17 protein-coding genes and 3 pseudogenes are annotated in these 18,218 nt (G+C 40.0%); 11 read left to right on the top strand and 9 right to left on the bottom strand.

Annotated elements, in window-relative coordinates:
• Nucleotides 1–66 precede the first annotated feature (66 nt).
• Both HMPREF9009_RS14815 and HMPREF9009_RS14810 read left to right on the top strand, forming a co-directional pair.
• Entirely contained in the window at nt 67–237 is a 171-nt protein-coding gene (locus HMPREF9009_RS14815; protein ID WP_153882613.1) for a hypothetical protein, read from the top strand.
• Between the two features lie 5 nt (nt 238–242).
• Nucleotides 243–821, top strand: coding sequence for a GNAT family N-acetyltransferase (locus HMPREF9009_RS14810; protein WP_083444199.1), 579 nt, complete (start codon nt 243–245; stop codon nt 819–821).
• A gap of 102 nt (nt 822–923) precedes the next feature.
• Here the strand turns inward: HMPREF9009_RS14810 and HMPREF9009_RS14805 are convergent, their stop codons facing one another.
• On the bottom strand, nt 924–1,220 hold the full coding sequence (locus tag HMPREF9009_RS14805; protein WP_049702574.1) for a thioredoxin family protein: 297 nt from the start codon (nt 1,218–1,220) through the stop codon (nt 924–926).
• Between the two features lie 414 nt (nt 1,221–1,634).
• Here HMPREF9009_RS14805 and dapF point away from each other — a divergent pair, with 414 nt between their 5' ends.
• From dapF to HMPREF9009_RS14775, 6 genes are all read left to right on the top strand, one after another.
• A complete protein-coding gene (gene dapF, locus HMPREF9009_RS14800) occupies nt 1,635–2,450 on the top strand; it encodes a diaminopimelate epimerase (RefSeq protein ID WP_049702573.1) in 816 nt (271 codons plus the stop codon).
• A 50-nt stretch (nt 2,451–2,500) separates the two neighbouring features.
• Complete coding sequence (locus tag HMPREF9009_RS14795; protein WP_004315728.1) at nt 2,501–3,733, top strand: LL-diaminopimelate aminotransferase; 1,233 nt, start codon at nt 2,501–2,503, stop codon at nt 3,731–3,733.
• 186 nt (nt 3,734–3,919) lie between these two features.
• On the top strand, nt 3,920–4,681 hold the full coding sequence (locus HMPREF9009_RS14790; protein WP_049702572.1) for a hypothetical protein: 762 nt from the start codon (nt 3,920–3,922) through the stop codon (nt 4,679–4,681).
• Between the two features lie 148 nt (nt 4,682–4,829).
• Nucleotides 4,830–5,186, top strand: a complete 357-nt coding sequence (locus tag HMPREF9009_RS14785) for a P-II family nitrogen regulator (RefSeq protein ID WP_004303701.1) — start codon at nt 4,830–4,832, stop codon at nt 5,184–5,186.
• A gap of 16 nt (nt 5,187–5,202) precedes the next feature.
• The gene (locus HMPREF9009_RS14780; protein WP_049702571.1) at nt 5,203–6,642 is read left to right on the top strand and encodes an ammonium transporter; all 1,440 of its coding nucleotides are present in this window, start codon (nt 5,203–5,205) and stop codon (nt 6,640–6,642) included.
• 176 nt (nt 6,643–6,818) lie between these two features.
• Complete coding sequence (locus tag HMPREF9009_RS14775; RefSeq protein WP_009040499.1) at nt 6,819–9,008, top strand: glutamine synthetase III family protein; 2,190 nt, start codon at nt 6,819–6,821, stop codon at nt 9,006–9,008.
• A gap of 155 nt (nt 9,009–9,163) precedes the next feature.
• Here HMPREF9009_RS14775 and HMPREF9009_RS14770 read toward each other — a convergent pair whose 3' ends face one another.
• From HMPREF9009_RS14770 to HMPREF9009_RS14760, 4 genes are all read right to left on the bottom strand, one after another.
• Complete coding sequence (locus tag HMPREF9009_RS14770; RefSeq protein ID WP_083444198.1) at nt 9,164–9,601, bottom strand: DUF6169 family protein; 438 nt, start codon at nt 9,599–9,601, stop codon at nt 9,164–9,166.
• A gap of 136 nt (nt 9,602–9,737) precedes the next feature.
• On the bottom strand, nt 9,738–11,096 hold the full coding sequence (locus HMPREF9009_RS14765; protein ID WP_008022065.1) for a transposase: 1,359 nt from the start codon (nt 11,094–11,096) through the stop codon (nt 9,738–9,740).
• Between the two features lie 241 nt (nt 11,097–11,337).
• Entirely contained in the window at nt 11,338–11,487 is a 150-nt protein-coding gene (locus HMPREF9009_RS26000) for a hypothetical protein (RefSeq protein ID WP_008022861.1), read from the bottom strand.
• Between the two features lie 74 nt (nt 11,488–11,561).
• On the bottom strand, nt 11,562–12,140 hold the full coding sequence (locus HMPREF9009_RS14760) for an HdeD family acid-resistance protein (RefSeq protein ID WP_004315724.1): 579 nt from the start codon (nt 12,138–12,140) through the stop codon (nt 11,562–11,564).
• Nucleotides 12,141–12,312: 172 nt separating this feature from the next.
• On the opposite strand from HMPREF9009_RS14760, the pseudogene HMPREF9009_RS26415 reads away from it, so the two are divergent.
• Nucleotides 12,313–12,423, top strand: a pseudogene (locus HMPREF9009_RS26415) (Ppx/GppA family phosphatase); the annotation flags it as partial.
• A gap of 169 nt (nt 12,424–12,592) precedes the next feature.
• Nucleotides 12,593–13,240: a GNAT family N-acetyltransferase gene (locus HMPREF9009_RS14755; protein WP_032811781.1), complete on the top strand. Its 648-nt coding sequence runs from the start codon at nt 12,593–12,595 to the stop codon at nt 13,238–13,240.
• A 784-nt stretch (nt 13,241–14,024) separates the two neighbouring features.
• On the opposite strand, the pseudogene HMPREF9009_RS26470 reads toward HMPREF9009_RS14755, so the two are convergent.
• The 3 genes and pseudogenes from HMPREF9009_RS26470 to HMPREF9009_RS14740 form a co-directional block, all read right to left on the bottom strand.
• A pseudogene (locus HMPREF9009_RS26470) lies at nt 14,025–14,462 on the bottom strand (LruC domain-containing protein); the annotation flags it as partial.
• Nucleotides 14,398–14,898, bottom strand: a complete 501-nt coding sequence (locus tag HMPREF9009_RS26465) for a hypothetical protein (RefSeq protein WP_032851507.1) — start codon at nt 14,896–14,898, stop codon at nt 14,398–14,400. The pseudogene HMPREF9009_RS26470 and the gene HMPREF9009_RS26465, both read right to left, overlap by 65 nt.
• A 289-nt stretch (nt 14,899–15,187) precedes the next feature.
• The gene (locus HMPREF9009_RS14740) at nt 15,188–17,047 is read right to left on the bottom strand and encodes an SLC13 family permease (protein WP_049702569.1); all 1,860 of its coding nucleotides are present in this window, start codon (nt 17,045–17,047) and stop codon (nt 15,188–15,190) included.
• A 338-nt stretch (nt 17,048–17,385) separates the two neighbouring features.
• On the opposite strand from HMPREF9009_RS14740, the pseudogene HMPREF9009_RS14735 reads away from it, so the two are divergent.
• A pseudogene (locus HMPREF9009_RS14735) lies at nt 17,386–18,027 on the top strand (PAS domain-containing protein); the annotation flags it as partial.
• Here HMPREF9009_RS14735 and HMPREF9009_RS26215 read toward each other — a convergent pair.
• Nucleotides 17,981–18,187, bottom strand: coding sequence for a hypothetical protein (locus tag HMPREF9009_RS26215; RefSeq protein WP_083444197.1), 207 nt, complete (start codon nt 18,185–18,187; stop codon nt 17,981–17,983). The pseudogene HMPREF9009_RS14735 and the gene HMPREF9009_RS26215 sit on opposite strands and share 47 nt — an antisense overlap.
• Between the last annotated feature and the right edge of the window lie 31 nt (nt 18,188–18,218).

Raw genomic sequence — 18,218 nt, 5'->3', positions numbered from 1 at the left:
GAAGAAAAGACTCTTTGGGCTTGCCATAACAAAGAAATAGTGCTACCTTTGTATGTTGAATTAACAATGAAAGGAGAAAGCAAAGTGGCAAAGCCAATAAAAGAAACCCCAATTTTGTTTGGGGAGGATGCCCGGAAATTTGAAGCGCGAATGAAAGAAAAACGTAGAGAGACACCGGAACAAAAAGCAATCAGATTGAAACGTTACAAAGCCGTAATGAACGTTTTCAAAGATTGATAAGTATGATTTTAACAGAAGAAATATTTCAAGAGACATATATAGTGCGCCGCTTGAAAATGAAAGAATCAGTGAAATCGTTCGACTGTGGTGACACAGATCTGAACGATTTTATTTTAAATGAGTCATTATTATATCGGAAAGCATTACTCGCAGTAAGCTATGTTGTTGAAGACAAGAAAGATAATAATCGGGTTGCTGCCTATTTCAGTCTGGCTAATGATAGAATCTCATTAACTGATTTTAAAGATAAAACTGAATTTAATCATTTCCGAAAGCATCGTTTTGTAAATGAAAAGCGATTAAGAAGTTATCCGGCAGCGAAGATTTGTCGTTTAGGAGTAGATCGTTTAGTGAAGGGTACAGGCATGGGCTCATTCCTTTTAGCTTTTATTCAGAGCTATTTTGTTATAAATAATAAAACAGGGTGCCGCTTTCTTACCGTAGATGCCTATTCCGAAGCTGTTCCATTTTATATAAAGAATGGTTTTGTCCCGCTGACACCTGAAGATGAAAATTCTTCTACTCGTTTGTTGTTTTTTGATTTGAATGATATTGTTGATGATGAAGTATCAGAAGGATAATAATTATGTTATATATAAGAAAAAGTGCTATTATTCAGTAAGTTTAACTCACGTGATAGCACTTTTTTAATAAACCGACAGATGAAATTACAATCTCTCATCTTATTGAAAATCATCCAATACCTCTTTTAATTCTTCTACCGTAAGCTCTCCTACCTGCCTCCAAAGTTCATGACTCTTATGCAATAGAAGGAAAGCCGGTACTGTTTCTACATTATGAGCATCAGCAATTGCTCTATTCTCTTCTGCATTCACTCTAATCAATTCCACAGTTCTCTTTTCGTAAGTTCGAAGCACAGGCCCTATCCACTCATAATGAGGGGACCAATCGGCATAGAACACCACCAACACCAAATGGTTGGTTTTAATAGCTGTTTCTAATTGTTTCTCTATATTCATATCGCTACGTTTTTATATTAATGATAGTGCTAAAACAATGAATACAGAAAAAGGTTCTTCAAAACACTCCGCAAACAATATGATAGAGAAATAAGGATTTTCACTTTCATATCGTCAAAAGAAAAAAAATATATTTCTTGTTTTTATAACTAATTTAATGAATTATCAGGGCTAAATATTCTTCATATATAATGGAAGGATATGCAAAACAATTCGCTCAAATAACAGTTTATTAATATATAGATATATATAATTTCAAATTATAACTAAACACAGTCATATCAAAGGCGATTATAAGTTATAAGAAAATAAATAGATATTAGACATGCTTTTTAATAAAATATAAAGCAAAAAGTCATACCTTTGCATTGTAATAAAACAAAAGGATACAACAACCAATAAATACCAATCAAAATGACAACAAAAACCAAGTTTACCAAAATGCATGGAGCAGGAAATGACTACATATATGTAGACACGACCAGATATCCGATAGCAGACCCTGAAAAGAAGGCAATCGAATGGAGCAAGTTTCATACAGGAATCGGAAGCGATGGACTTATATTGATTGGTGTCTCTGATAAAGCGGATTTCAGTATGCGTATTTTCAATGCCGACGGTTCGGAAGCAATGATGTGTGGCAATGGTAGCCGCTGCGTAGGCAAATATGTATATGAATACGGATTGACTGATAAAACAGAAATAACTTTGGATACACTATCGGGAATTAAAATTCTGAAATTGCAGGTAGAGGGAAAAATAGTCAGTACAGTCACCGTAGATATGGGCAGTCCGCAAGAAACAGGAGAGATTGATTGGGGAAAGAAATATCCTTTCCAATCTACTAAAGTATCAATGGGCAATCCTCATCTTGTCACATTTATTGATGACATTACCCGAATTAATCTGCCGGAAATCGGTCCTGAACTGGAGAATCATCCTCTCTTTCCCGACAGAACGAATGTAGAGTTTGCACAGATCGTCGGTAAAGACACCATACGGATGAGAGTGTGGGAAAGAGGATCGGGAATTACTCAAGCTTGCGGAACAGGTGCCTGCGCCACAGCAGTAACCGCCTTCATCAACGGACTTGCAGGAAGAAAAAGCGATGTGATAATGGATGGAGGGACAGTCACCATCGAATGGGATGAAACCTCCGGACATATATTAATGACCGGACCGGCAACCAAGGTTTTCGATGGGGAAATTGTTGAAGAAGTTGAGAGTTGAGAATGGAGAGTTGAGAATGAATAGTAATAGAAACTTAAAACAATAACAAGATGGCATTAGTAAACGAGCATTTTTTAAAATTACCGGGAAGTTATTTATTCTCGGATATAGCGAAAAAGGTAAATACTTTCAGGATAACGCATCCCAAACAGGACATCATCCGGCTAGGTATCGGCGACGTTACGCAGCCACTTCCTCCAGCCTGTATAGAAGCAATGCATAAAGCGGTAGAAGAACTGGCCGGCAAAGATACATTCCGCGGATATGGTCCTGAACAGGGATATGATTTTCTGATTGAAGCAATCATAAAGAACGATTTCGCTCCACGCGGGATTCATTTCTCGGCATCCGAGATTTTTGTCAGTGACGGGGCTAAAAGCGATACCGGAAATATAGGTGATATTCTTCGCCACGACAATAGCGTAGGTGTTACAGATCCCATTTATCCGGTTTACATAGACAGTAACGTTATGTGCGGACGCGCCGGAGTATTGGAAGAAGAAACGGGTAAATGGAGCAACGTTACTTATATGCCTTGCACAAGTGAGAACAACTTTATCCCGGAAATTCCGGACAAACGGATAGACATCGTTTATCTCTGTTATCCGAACAACCCGACAGGGACCACCTTAACCAAACCGGAACTGAAAAAGTGGGTGGATTATGCCTTAGCAAACGATACACTGATTCTGTTCGATGCCGCTTACGAGGCATATATCCAGGACGAGAATGTCCCCCACTCTATCTATGAGATTAAGGGAGCTAAAAAGTGCGCGATTGAATTCCGTAGTTTTTCAAAAACGGCAGGATTTACAGGAGTACGCTGCGGATATACCGTGGTTCCGAAAGAGCTCACTGCCGCCACTCTGGAAGGCGATCGCATACCACTCAACAGATTGTGGAACCGTCGCCAGTGTACTAAGTTTAACGGCACTTCTTATATTACCCAACGGGCAGCTGAAGCCGTTTACAGTGCAGAAGGCAAGGCACAGATTAAGAAAACAATCGACTATTATATGACCAACGCAAAAATCATGAAGGAAGGACTGGAAGCCACGGGACTGAAAGTATACGGCGGCGTCAACGCTCCCTACTTGTGGGTGAAAACTCCGAACGGACTTTCTTCATGGCGATTCTTCGAACAGATGTTGTATGAAGCCAATGTGGTCGGTACTCCCGGTGTAGGTTTCGGGCCAAGCGGTGAAGGGTATATCCGTTTAACTGCATTCGGCGAACGCAACGACTGTATCGAAGCGATGAGAAGAATAAAAAACTGGCTCTGATTGAATGAATAATGGATAGCGGGAAATAGAAAGTTCAACATGCCCCCATTAAACGAACATCATCATTCCTGCAGGATCAGTTATCCATAATCAGTTATCCATAAAAAACGATAGTATTTTGCGCGCTACTATATAACAAATGGACCGTACATCCACATTTTTCTAACTTTTAAAGGTAAAAAGACGATGAAAACGACGATTAACAACAAATTGGGGGTAATAACAGTAGCATTATTACTGTCAGGACTTGTCCCGTCTACAATGATGGCACAAGATAAGGTAGAAGCTTCCGTTGGGGCAGATTTGGTAAGTGGTTACATCTGGCGCGGTCAGAATTTAGGCGGAGTTAGCGTCCAGCCTTCACTGGGAATCTCTTACAAAGGTTTATCACTCGGAGCATGGGGATCAGTAGGAATTGAATCCAAAGATGCAAAAGAGTTTGACTTAACTATCGGTTATTCAATTGGTGGATTTAGTGTTTCAATAACGGATTATTGGTTTGATAAAACATATACAGGGGATGTAGATGAATACGGAAAGGAGATTTATACAACCAATAAGTATTTCCAATATGGGGCCTATTCTACAGCACATGTATTTGAAGCACAAGTGGGATATGATTTCGGTCCGCTAGCCGTCAACTGGTACACAAACTTTGCAGGTGCCGACGGTGTGAAAGAAAACGGCAAAAGAGCTTATTCTTCTTACCTCGCACTTAGCGCACCTTTCAAATTGGGAGGTCTCGACTGGACAGTAGATTTAGGTATGGTTCCCTGGGAAACAACTTTTTATAATGGCTATACCAGTGGATTCTGCGTAACAGACATCAGTCTCGGAGCATCCAAGGAGATTAAAATCACAGATTCCTTCTCCGTACCGACATTTGCCAAAGTAACAGTGAACCCACGCACTGAAGGAGCCTACTTTGCTTTCGGACTAAGTTTTTAAGAGAGAGAATTTACAATACAAAGAGCGTATAGGGATTAGAAAAGGTAGTTAGAGTTTAGATTTTATCGGTTTGTTGTATGGTAACCTGCTATGGCTACCGCTACCCTATACCTCTTTCTTTTACAGAACACACTAATATTTAAGGTATATGAAAAAGATTGAAGCTATCATCCGTAAAACCAAATTCGAGGACGTAAAAGACGCCCTACTCGAAGCGGACATCGAATGGTTCTCTTATTACGATGTAAGAGGCATTGGAAAAGCACGGCAAGGACGTATCTACCGTGGCGTAGTTTATGACACCAGCACCATTGAACGAATTTTGATCTCTATTGTCGTGCGCGACAAGAATACCGAGAAAACAGTGCAGGCTATCATCAAAGCTGCACAGACCGGAGAAATCGGTGACGGACGTATTTTCGTCATTCCTATTGAAGACGCTATCCGCATACGCACTGCCGAACGTGGTGACATAGCCCTCTACAATGCAGAACAAGAACGTTAAATAAGATTATACTATTATGGATACAAAATATAAAAGCCATAGCTTCGTAAAGCTGTGGATAGCCACTACTATATTCATTTTGTGCTGTTTTACTACTGATATGTCAGCACAAAACACGGCCGCTGCCGATACAGTTACAGCAGTTACAGAAACAATTACCGAAGTCGTTACCGCTCCTGCCGAAGAAGCATCAGCAGCTCCCGATACGGTTGGTGAATTAGCTCTTGGATTGAATACTGTATGGATGTTGCTTGCAGCAATGCTCGTATTCTTCATGCAGCCGGGATTTGCATTAGTAGAAGCAGGTTTTACCAGAGTGAAAAATACTGCCAACATTCTGATGAAGAACTTTGTAGACTTCATGTTCGGCTCTTTACTATACTGGTTTATCGGTTTCGGATTGATGTTCGGCGCAGGCGGATTCATCGGAATGCCCCACTTCTTCGACCTTTCTTTCATTGATAATGGTCTGCCAACCGAAGGATTCCTCATATTCCAAACCGTATTTTGTGCGACAGCAGCTACAATTGTATCAGGAGCCATGGCAGAACGCACAAAATTCTCCATGTATATCGTCTACACCATCTTTATCAGTGTACTGATTTATCCGATATCCGGTCACTGGACATGGGGCGGAGGCTGGTTGATGAACGGTGAAGAAGGTTCTTTCATGATGAGTCTCTTCGGAACCACCTTCCATGACTTTGCCGGTTCTACGGTCGTTCACTCTGTAGGTGGATGGATTGCTTTGGTAGGTGCTGCCATTCTTGGTCCCCGTATCGGTAAATATGGTAAAGACGGCAAATCAAAAGCTATCCCAGGCCATAGCCTGACTATTGCCGCACTAGGCGTATTCATTCTTTGGTTCGGATGGTTCGGATTCAACCCCGGTTCTCAATTGGCAGCAGCAACCGAAGCCGATGCTATCGCCATCTCCCACGTATTCCTGACAACGAATCTGGCTGCTTGTGCCGGTGGTTTCTTCGCTCTGTTGGTGAGCTGGATGAAATATGGAAAACCTTCCCTGTCATTGACACTGAATGGTATCTTGGCAGGGCTGGTAGGCATCACAGCAGGATGTGACGCAGTATCTCCTGCAGGAGCAGCCTTAATAGGTGCAATATGTGGTGTCGTAATGATATTCTCCGTTGACTTCATTGACAAGGTGTTAAAGATAGACGATCCGGTAGGTGCATCTTCTGTACATGGTGTTTGTGGCTTTTTAGGAACTATTCTTACAGGTTTGTTCTCCACCAGTGAAGGTTTATTCTATGGCTACGGTTTCGGATTCCTCGGTGCACAAATATTTGGAGCATTGGTAGTAGGTGCATGGGCAGCAGGCATGGGATTCATCATTTTCAAAACGCTTGATAAGATTCACGGACTTCGCGTTCCGGCACGTATCGAAGAAGAAGGTCTTGATATTTACGAACACGGAGAATCTGCTTACAACTAATTTAGTGATGAACGGTTTAGTGATTAGTGAAAGACAGCTACGCACAACTTACTACTAATCACTACCCCGCTAATCACAGAAAAAACTTCCGGACAGGTTTGATCGCCTTTCCGGGAACCACATAACAAAGTAATTATTTACTCTAACATATTTAACAACAAATCAAATCAGGTATTATGTCAAAACTTAGATTCAGAGTAGTAGAGACAGCTTTCAAGAAAAAGGCTGTTGAGGTAGCAACACCTGCCGAACGTCCTTCGGAGTATTTCGCCAAGTATGTATTCAACAAGGAGAAAATGTTCAAATACCTTCCCAGCAAGGTATACAATGCACTGATTGACGCCATTGACAACGGTGCTCCGCTAGATCGCAGTATTGCCGACGAGGTAGCTGCCGGCATGAAGAAATGGGCCATTGAAATGGGTGTTACTCATTATACGCACTGGTTCGCACCGCTGACCGAAGGCACAGCTGAAAAACATGATGCTTTCGTTGAACATGATGGCAAAGGCGGTATGATGGAAGAATTTACTGGTAAACTGCTTGTACAGCAGGAACCGGATGCTTCTTCTTTCCCGAATGGCGGTATCCGTAACACATTCGAAGCCCGTGGTTACAGCGCATGGGACCCCTCATCACCTGCTTTCATTGTAGATGATACACTTTGCATCCCAACTGTGTTTATTGCATATACCGGTGAAGCTCTCGACTATAAAGCTCCCTTGCTGAAAGCATTGCGTGCCGTAGATAAAGCTGCTGTAGACGTATGTCGTTACTTCAACCCGGAAGTGAAAAAAGTAGTTGCTTACTTGGGCTGGGAACAGGAATACTTCCTCGTAGACGAAGGATTGTATGCCGCACGCCCGGACTTGCTAATGACCGGTCGTACTTTGATGGGACATGACAGTGCCAAAAACCAACAGTTGGAGGACCACTACTTCGGTGCTATCCCCACCCGCGTAGCCGCTTTCATGAAGGATCTCGAAATTGAAGCGTTAAAGCTGGGTATTCCTGTTAAGACCCGTCACAACGAGGTTGCCCCGAACCAGTTCGAGTTAGCCCCCATCTTTGAAGAGTGTAACCTTGCTAACGACCATAACTTGCTGATTATGTCATTGATGCGTAAGGTTAGTCGCCGTCATGGTTTCCGCGTACTGCTTCATGAAAAACCTTTTAAGGGCGTCAACGGATCGGGCAAACACAACAACTGGTCGCTGGGAACTGACACGGGCATTTTATTAATGGGACCGGGTAAGACTCCGGAAGATAACCTGCGTTTTGTTACTTTCGTCGTAAACACATTGATGGCAGTTTATCATCATAACGGATTGTTGAAAGCTTCTATCTCCAGCGCTACCAACGCCCACCGTCTGGGAGCTAATGAGGCACCTCCTGCCATCATCTCCTCTTTCCTAGGGAAGCAATTGTCGCAGGTATTGGATCACATTGAAAACAGTACGAAAGATGATTTGATTAGTCTTAGCGGCAAACAGGGAATGAAGTTGGATATTCCGCAGATTCCCGAATTGTTGATTGATAATACTGACCGTAACCGTACCTCTCCTTTTGCTTTCACCGGAAACCGTTTTGAGTTCCGTGCCGTAGGTTCCGAGGCAAACTGTGCGTCTGCCATGATTGCATTGAACTCTGCCGTAGCAGACCAATTGGTGAAGTTTAAGAAAGATGTGGATGCTTTGATTGAAAAAGGAGAACCTAAAGTGTCTGCCATTCTCGAAATTATCCGTGGATATATCAAGGAATGTAAAGCGATTCATTTTGACGGCAATGGTTACAGCGACGAATGGAAGAAAGAAGCAGCCCGTCGTGGACTGGATTGCGAAACCAGTGTTCCTGTTATCTTCGATAACTACCTGAAACCGGAAACCATTGCCATGTTCGAAGCTACCGGCGTAATGACAAAGAAAGAACTGGAAGCCCGCAACGAAGTGAAATGGGAAACGTATACGAAGAAGATTCAGATCGAGGCGCGTGTATTGGGTGATTTGGCTATGAACCATATCATTCCGGTGGCCACTCAATATCAAACGGATTTAATTAATAATGTCTATAAGATGCAATCTCTTTTCCCGGCAGAAAAGGCAGCGAAATTGTCTGCTAAAAACCTGGAACTTATTGAAGAGATTGCCGACCGCACAGCCTTCATCAAGGAACATGTAGATGCAATGATTGAAGCTCGTAAGGTTGCGAACAAGATAGAAAGCGAACGGGAAAAAGCCATTGCCTACCACGACACGATCGTTCCGGCACTGGAAGAAATCCGCTACCACATCGATAAGTTGGAACTCATTGTTGACAACCAGATGTGGACGCTTCCGAAATACAGGGAACTGTTATTTGTGAGATAGAAAAAAAGAACGGTGAACGATAAACGGTGAACAAATTGCACTGCAACGCATTTACCGTTTACCACTCACAGTTCACCGTTATGAAATTATCTATTTCTTTTGTTGGTTGTTTTAAGTTTGCGGGGAGGGGTGCTGTGAAGCAGTCCTCTTCTTTTTTATTCAACAGGATAAAATTCATTTTTAACTAACTCATAAAAAGCCGCAATCAACTTTTCTTTTCGAGGATGGGAAGAACTTAACAAGATAGAAACATATAATTGATACCCTTCAGTAGTAGCCGAAGCATCAAATTTTAGAATATCTTTGGTTTTAAAATTAGTATACCACCGACTAAACAATCTATTTCTTTTATTTTCTTTTCCATCAATATTATCGCATACAAGAATCATTGCTCTTTCTTTACTTTGAAAGAATTCTTGTAAGATCGTAACAATTGTTGCCGCTATCTTTGGATCAATAGGATGAGGAGTTGATTCTTCCGGTTCAAAACTAAAAGTATATACTTCGGGATATTCAGTAAATGTTCCTCTTTCTAAAAAATCAAGAGAAAAGCTTTGCTTTACGTGAGCTTTTCTCTTGATTTTTTCGTTCAACTCTCCCAGTCTTCTATCTTTTTTGTAGAATATTGTTTACATATTCTTATTTTTTCCTTCCCACCCATGCATTATGTACATGTCTTTTTTAGGGGAAGTTAAAACCTCTCCTGTTTTTCCTGTTATTTTAGTTAGATTATGCTGCCTTTCTTTTTTTCTTTTCGACCTTTTCTATCATACATACCGCATTGGCTGTATGTATCCCAAAGAAAATCCAAAGTACTTCCGTTTTCCTGTTTCTAGCTTTTATCCTGGCCAGTGAGTAATGTTGTTTCTGCGTTCCAAAACTTCCTTCCAGGCGGGTAGCTCTTTCACGGCTGAGTTCCGACCGTAAGATTTTCCGAAGCGGCTCATCTTTGGCAGCTCTGCCCTTACGCTTAAAGGAAGTACTTATATGATATTTTGTACAAAATTTCCGGTTGGCATTATTGGCATAGATTGAATCCGCCGCAAGCGCCTTAACCCTAACCCCGGTCAGTTGTTGTTGCAGATGAATACAGTCTTTCAAACGTACTCCTTCGTTAAAAGCCTTAAAGGAGATATGTTCTATAAAGGAGATTCCGTCTATCTGTATATTGTTGACTTTGGCTCCGAATTCAACGGATTTGGTTTCCTTGCCTCTGATAATGGGGCGAAGGTAATGCCGGTCGATACTCACGATACGGTTGGACACTTTTTTGCCTGCAAATAAATTCTTCCCTTGCTCAAGGACTGTCTGTATGACCGAGAAACGTCTTTGGTAATCAGAGGATAGTGTAAGCCTGTTCCTGTAGGATGAATGAAGCAGCTCCAGCTGGTCAAGTAACTTTTCCAATAACTGAAGTAACCTTCGTGTAATCATACGAGTCTGTGATTTCTTGCGTTTACGCAGTTTGCTATAAGCAAGATAGGCACGGCGTACATCAAGATACTTGTTACGGGGACGTTGTATGTGCAAGGTCTGGCAATGTTTGCACAGATGACGATGAAGCCATACAATACCTTCCCATAAGAGTTTGGTATCAGTAGGGAAACGCAGATGACTTTCATAACAGGTGGCATCGGTCATACAGACATGAAGGTTCTCAAGATAAGGTGTCCAATGCTCGGCAAGAATGAGCTGGAGGGACTCAACGTCAAGGCGATCCGCTAGTTCCTGACGAATTGCACTAACGATTTTAGGATTGGTTAGTGGATGAAGCGGATCAATCTGAACACCACAAAATAACTGGTAATGAATATTACCGTTTAAATGCTCAATCAGTTGTGCATCGGAAAAGTTGGTATAGGACTTCAAGACCATCAAGGCTATTTTACCTTCGGGAGAAAAATAACTTTTACGCCCAAAAGGAGAGGACTTCAAATGCATTTGTCGGGCCAGTTCCGAGAAAGGGAACAGAGAATGGAGGCGACCTAATTCACTCGTTGCAAAACTTTGACGATATTTTTTAAGCATATCGAACTCAGTAAAACCTAAACAAGGTTCGATTTCTGAGATTTTTTGTATCTTTACCATGTGTTTTTATTTTTAATTACCCCCGTTTTGGCCGTCAAACCGTTTTTTGGGGGGAATGCTTAAAGATACAAAAAAGGCAACTAACTCGCAATGAATTAGTTGCCTTAAATTTTATTATTTTAGGAATATCCCTACTTCGTCAAAATCCGGGTGATATACAGAGTAATCAACAAAATAAGCGATGTATTTTACACCGCTTATCGTTATAAATGAGTAGTTCCAATCTGATTCCTTACAGAATTCATACGGGAGTTGAGAATTTGATGTCACGCTCTTTGGCTATTTTTTTCAAGTCTCCACCCTCCTGTATACATTTCCTTATCGCTTTCTTGTCCTCCAATACTTTTTGAAAGAAAGAAGAAGATTTGCTTTGTTTCTTTTCAGGCTTCATACATTTGTTTTTATTATACCACAAAGATACTCTTTTTCAGAGACATAACAACATTACCTACTATTTTTTCTTTTTTATTCGATTATCTTTGCATCCTCAATATCATCATCGTCATGTACCACCGGAGTCTTCGGACGACGACGGGTAAACTTGAACCAGTTGATTAATTCGGTAAGCGAATAAACCAAACTACTCACACCAATAATTATAAATGCAGTATTACGTGCTCCTGTCGGATTAAACAAAGCGATGATACCCGCAATAAGAATCAATGAAGGAACCAGGTAAAACGCTCCCGGAACGGGCATCCACCGACGTGCCATCGATAAAGAAGCAATCTGTTGCACTCCTCCCATTATCAGGATAAATCCCAATAAAAACATCAGAACATCTGCAAAGAATTCAGGCATCACAATCAGCCAAAGTCCAAATAACAAACTGCCGATTCCTTCTATCGGGAAACGGGGAGCCGCTTCACCTTCCTGTCTTTTCCGGCCGAAATAACCAAAAAGGCTGATAACACCGGGAATCAAAAAGGCAACACCAACTGTAATGACAATATAGCTGGCAGCCGCATTTGGCCAAATAACGAGCACCAATCCTATTACAAGTGCAAAGAGAATGCGAATAAGGGAATAATTCATTGTTTTCATAAATTCTATATTTTTTAACCGAGTCTGTTTCAATACTTTTGCGAATATAAGTGTTTCTACTGATATATAAAAATAACAAATAAACATTGTAATAAGTTCGTAATAATATCGTTATGACGATTACATCTCGCATTGATATTTCTGCAGAAAATTTAAACAGTTCTCTTTCAGTATGAAACAATATAAGTTGAAACCAGACCGGGCCGATGTTATTGTTCCTACCATCGGACTGTCCGACGGTATCATCGATAGTCTGTACACGCAAAATATGAACAAGGTTTAATTCTCTACAATCTTGATGCATCAATACAAAAAGCTCCTGATACTAGTGTATATTCAAACTTTGTATCGGGAGTTTTTGTCTCATCTTGCTATAATGTACAGATTCGTCCTTAAAGAGGTAAATATTCAAATTTTGTTCTCTATATTTGTGCAACTATATATTTGATAAGATGGATATAAAACTTAGAATTGAGCAACCTTCGGATTATAATGAAACCGAAAATGTCACACGGGAAGCCTTTTGGAATCATTTTTCTCCGGGGTGTGACGAACATTATCTGCTCCATATCATGCGTAACCATCCCAAATTTGTACCGGAACTCGATATTGTTGCAGAACTTAATGGCAAGATTGTCGGCAATGTGGTCTGCCTTAAATCATTTATCATGGCAGATGACGGTAACCAATATGAAGTATTGAGTCTGGGGCCTATTTCTGTTCTTCCCGAATATCAACAGAAAGGTATTGGAGGAAAAATGATTGCGCTGACCAAAGAACGAGCTTTCGATATGGGATTTCGTGCCATTTTACTTTGCGGTGATCCGGATTATTACCTCCGGCAAAGATTCATTCCTGCTGAAACATTAGGGATTCGCACCGAAGATAATATGTATGCCACAGCTCTTCATGTTTATGAATTATATGATAATGCTTTAGCCAACGCTAAAGGACGTTACATAGAAGATGAAATATATCAGGTCGATAAATCAGCTGCTAATGAGTTCGATAAGCGATTCCCTCCAAAGGAAATTATAGTTGGCACTCCGTCACAAAAGCGGTTCGATCAGATAGTAGTGATGCGGAGAAAAGCGATTTAAGTTTATTCAACCTTAAATCGCTTGATTTGTACATTACGGAAGTTCTATCGTGCTATGCCATCAAGCAACTATTATTCAACATAGCTACTATTCTTTGTCTCTTCATAGTTACAAAGCATTAAAATATATAATTGTAACAGAGAGAAAAAATGCCTTAACAATTGATGAAACCTATCTTATAGAAACTATAGTTTACAAAAAGTCACCATTGACACTTTGTAATTCTTAATCTACCAGGAATCGTTTCTTTCCTCCCTTTTATTGGAATAAAGAGTTTCTGTCACTGTAGAGGAATTTGCTCAAATCGTTATTCTATAATCAGGCACGATATATACACTTTTTGATACATCATCAAAGATTTTACCACCAAAAAGATATTATCTATACTAATAAAGTTCCCTTTTATTCTTTTCTATTTATCATTATCAAAGACCGAAGTAGAAAAATCAATGGAAGGAAAGTAGAAAATACTAACAATATTTACGACATAGCGACACTATCCCAATGGTTTGCTTACTCTATCCATAGCTTTTGGTGACATTATCCGCATCTTTTGCTTACTTTATCCTTATGTTTTTCACAAATATAACGATGCTTTTCAATGAGAAACACGGTGCTTTTGTACAAAACAAGCAAAATTTTCAGCATTTTAAAGGTTTTTGCTTGCTAACAGAGAAAAATAACAAAACATGTGAGATAGCAAAATCCCTGATTACACAAACAATCGTCAGTATAATCAGGGATTCTAAAACTTTATGTAAAAAGTGTAGAGATGACGAAAAGTTTAGTACTGAATCACCTTGTCACTACTAACAGTCTTATACCAATCTGTGGTTGAGCTCTGATCGTGTGCCCAATCTGCAAATTTAGAATATGCATTCGTTATCACTGTTGTTTCTGTTGGATAAACAAATTTATCAGGAACGCAAAGAGCCCAAGTATTATTAACTGCCTTGATTACTTCGAGCACTTCATTATCTGCTAATTGGCCATTCGCCGTAGCCGAATTAAAATGAGTCAAATGGATTTCCGTTCTCTTTTGACCTATCCCCTGATAAGCAATGAAGAAGTCTAAGCCATCTGTCACACTAGGGACAGATATTGTATTCTTAAGTTTGACGTTCACTTCAAGAATGTATATATCGGTCAGAGGGGTACTAGCATTCCCTGTATTCAACATGAGACGTTGTGCTCCTGTATATCCATATATAATGTGCGTCTCCTAAATGCGCTGTCACTGTACCATTTTCAATCGCTACCGGTTGAACCAGATAGCGTTTGTGCTCATCTATGCGTGCAACAAACACCTTATCAAGCGCTGTTGCACAATCCATCACCACATTCAAAGTCGTACTTTGATTGACAGTTCCTTCCGCTAAGAGTTTTGCTGTACTTCCCGGACTTAATGGATCGGCATCAAATATTTGTATCTTATAATCTACTCCCTGATCTCCATTAACTGACACACACGCTATCACACTTCGTGACACTGTCCAATCACCATCAAGATCGATGTTTTTTACAGGAAAAGTTTCTTCGTAAATTTGCTTCAGTTGATCTGCATCAAACAGATTTTTCTCATTATCAACACAACTGATAAAACTGATGGAAGACGCCAACAACGAGAAAGTGAATACTTTTGCAATGTTCTGTTTCATAATCTTTTAATGCTTTAGTTTGTTTTATTTGCGAAAAACATAAATCACTACTAATCAATAATCAGCAATGAACGCACAAAGATAATTGTATTTATAAACATTATACAGATTACATTGCATTTTCCGATTTGCAGTTAACATCTTTTAAAGCGCCTCACTCTAATTATTTATATTAGATGACAGTTAGTTATATCGTTGAATATAAAAATTTTAATACTATTTATTCAATAGTATACAGCAAAAAAAAGAGTTGCATGGAAATATGCAACTCTTCATAAAAAGACAAAGACTAAAAGGGGAAAATCAATGGCAATACAAAAATCATCACGATTCCCATAATAATCTGCAACGGTAATCCTACTTTTACATAATCCATAAAAGTATATTGTCCTGCAGGCATTACCAAGGCATTAGGCGGCGTAGAGAACGGAGAAGCAAAACACATACTTGCACCTACCGTCACGGCAAACAGGAAAGGAACCGGACTGACTCCAATCTGTATGGCACTTTGCAAAGCAATCGGAGCAAGCAAAACAGCGGTAGCCGTATTACTAATAAACATCGTCATCAACGAAGTCGTAAAATAAATACCTGCCATCAATGCAATCGGTCCATATGATCCCAAACCGTTCACCAATGTATTGGAAATATATTCCGAAGCTCCCGTTTTCTCCAATGCCAGAGACATAGGGAGCATGGCAGCAATCAATACAATACTTTCCCAGTTGATCGTTTTATAAGCCGCTTCCACATTGCGGAAACATCCCGTAAGCACCATCAATATACCCGCTATCATAACGGCTGTAACCGGAGCTACCGGAATGAAATCAAAAACCATCATTGCCACCATTAACACCATAATAGCAGCTGCTACCGGAGCTTTATAATCTAACGTAACTTTAGCCGCTTCCGCCAAAGGTTGTCCCAAAACAACCCAATCAGCATCTTCCTTGCTAAGACGGGCTATATTATTCCATGTTCCTTGCACCAAAAGCACGTCACCACTATGAATACGCTCATTCCCCAAATCTTGCAATAAATATTCCTTTTTACGACGAACCCCCAATACGTTCACATTAAACTTATCACGGAAACCAGCTGCTTTAATTGTCTGGTTTATCAAATTAGAAGATGGCATCAATACTATTTCAGCAATACCGATATCATAAAAATCAAGCGAATTAGTCGTACTTTTTGTTTCTTCCGTTGCATGGTCGCCCAAGATCTCCAACAGGTAATCTTCCGCAAAGAGTTGCACCTTATCAAAGTCTCCAGTCACATACAAAATATCCTCTACTTCTAACATCGTGTCCGGTGCAGCAAACTTTTGAGTAATCGTTTTTAGAAAACGATGTTGCGATGCATCACCACGACGAACTTCCATAATATTCAAACCATATTTACGGCGAATATCCAGATCAATAATTGTCTTCCCCAAAAGCCTTGAATCTTTTATCACCTGTAAACGAAACAAATTACTGGAAAGTCCATATTCATTAACCAACTGTTTCAATGACTTGCCCGAACGTTTATTATCATCTTTCTGGCCTTTTTTAGAAAGAAACCATTTACTAAGCGGCATCAGAACCAGTGTACCGACAATTACACAAACAATGCCGACAGGCAGGAAAGAGAAGAAAGAAAGCGGCTCAAGTCCGGCGGAAGTCAACGTATTCTGTATCACAAGGTTCGGCGGAGTACCAATCAGAGTCATCATACCTCCCATACTACTTGCAAAAGCCAACGGCATCAACAGCCTGCTGGGATTCATGCCGGCACTCATCGCCAGACTAACAACAATAGGAAGCATCAATGCCACCGTACCTGTGTTACTGACAAACGCGCCAATGACAGAAGTCACCAACATCACCAATAGAAACAACCGGATCTCACTGGTTCCCGCAAGTTTAAGAATTCGGGAACTAATCATTTTTGCCAGTCCCGTCTGGAAAATAGCCCCTCCTACAACAAACAATCCGATCATCATAATGACTACCGAATTGGAAAAACCGGAGAGTGCCTCGTCAGGAGTTAATATCTGAAAAACAAGTAAGGCTATCAGCGCACATAGCGCCACAATATCCGAACGAACCTTGCCGTTCACGAAAAAGACAGCCGAAAGAACGAGAATAATAATGGTTATCAGCATACGTAATTAAATGATTGTTTTATTTTGACTCTATCAAAACTAATTTAGGTGAACAAAAATAGAAAATACTCCAGCGTTATTAAAACAAATTAGAAATGATTTTAGTTCATGAGACATCATTTAATATTTTAATACATTTTACCTCTAAAAAAAGAATCAAAATTAAGCAAAATATCATACCATACAGGAAATAAAAGACACCATACGTCCCCATTTATCCATCACATTTTATTACACTGTCACAATATAAGGTTGAAAATCAATATATTTATGTATTATCTTTTGATAATTCAGAGAACAATTCATATCTTTACAACCTCATTTATATCAAACATTTTATGGCAAACAATATTTTGTTAATTTCTTGGATTAGTGAAGCATATTGGAGTTATAATTATTTACTGGTAATTATTTTACTCCTTATCATCAGCATCTTATTATATAGAATCCGTAAATTACAAAAAACGATTAAAAAAACCAATCATTCCTACCGTTTCTCTTTTGACATTCTCGACAACCTTCCTTTTCCTATCTTCGTAAAAGACATTACAAATGATTTCCGATACTATTACTGGAATAAAGAATCAGCCGCTCAATCCGGCATTAGCAGTGAAGAAGCCATCGGACATACTGACTACGAAATATACGGAGAAGAAAGAGGAGAAAAATACCGGAATATCGACAAAGAACTCGTACAAGAAGGCAAAGTATACCGCAAAGAAGAAAAATATATCACTCCCGATGGAATCACCCATGATACGATTGCTGTAAAATCAATTATTTCATGGGAAGGGGAAAAAAGATGGCTGCTCGCAACCCGATGGGAGATCACTCAACTCAAGAATTATGAAAGAGAATTGGTTGCAGCCAAAGAAGAACTGGAAAAAGCATTGAAGAAGCAGAAACTAGCTCTAAAAAGTATTGACTTCGGGCTTATCTATATTGATAAAAATTACCGGGTGCAATGGGAAGAAACAAGACCCTCAAATCCGCAACTAAGCTCTTCAGCGTCCTTCTTGCGTCTAAACGTCCTCTCATCACTGAATTAGCAGATAAATTGAGGCTGAAATACCCACTTCTGCCCACAATATCCCCTTGCCCCACTATGCGACTTGAGGCAATACGCAGTATCATACCCATAAGTTGTAGGCGTTATCCAAAATCAGTCTGA

The organism is Bacteroides sp. 3_1_13, assembly GCF_001185845.1.
Taxonomy (GTDB): domain Bacteria; phylum Bacteroidota; class Bacteroidia; order Bacteroidales; family Bacteroidaceae; genus Bacteroides; species Bacteroides xylanisolvens.
Note: the sequence above shows the minus strand (reverse complement) of the source record. Positions and strands in the feature narration are given on the sequence as shown.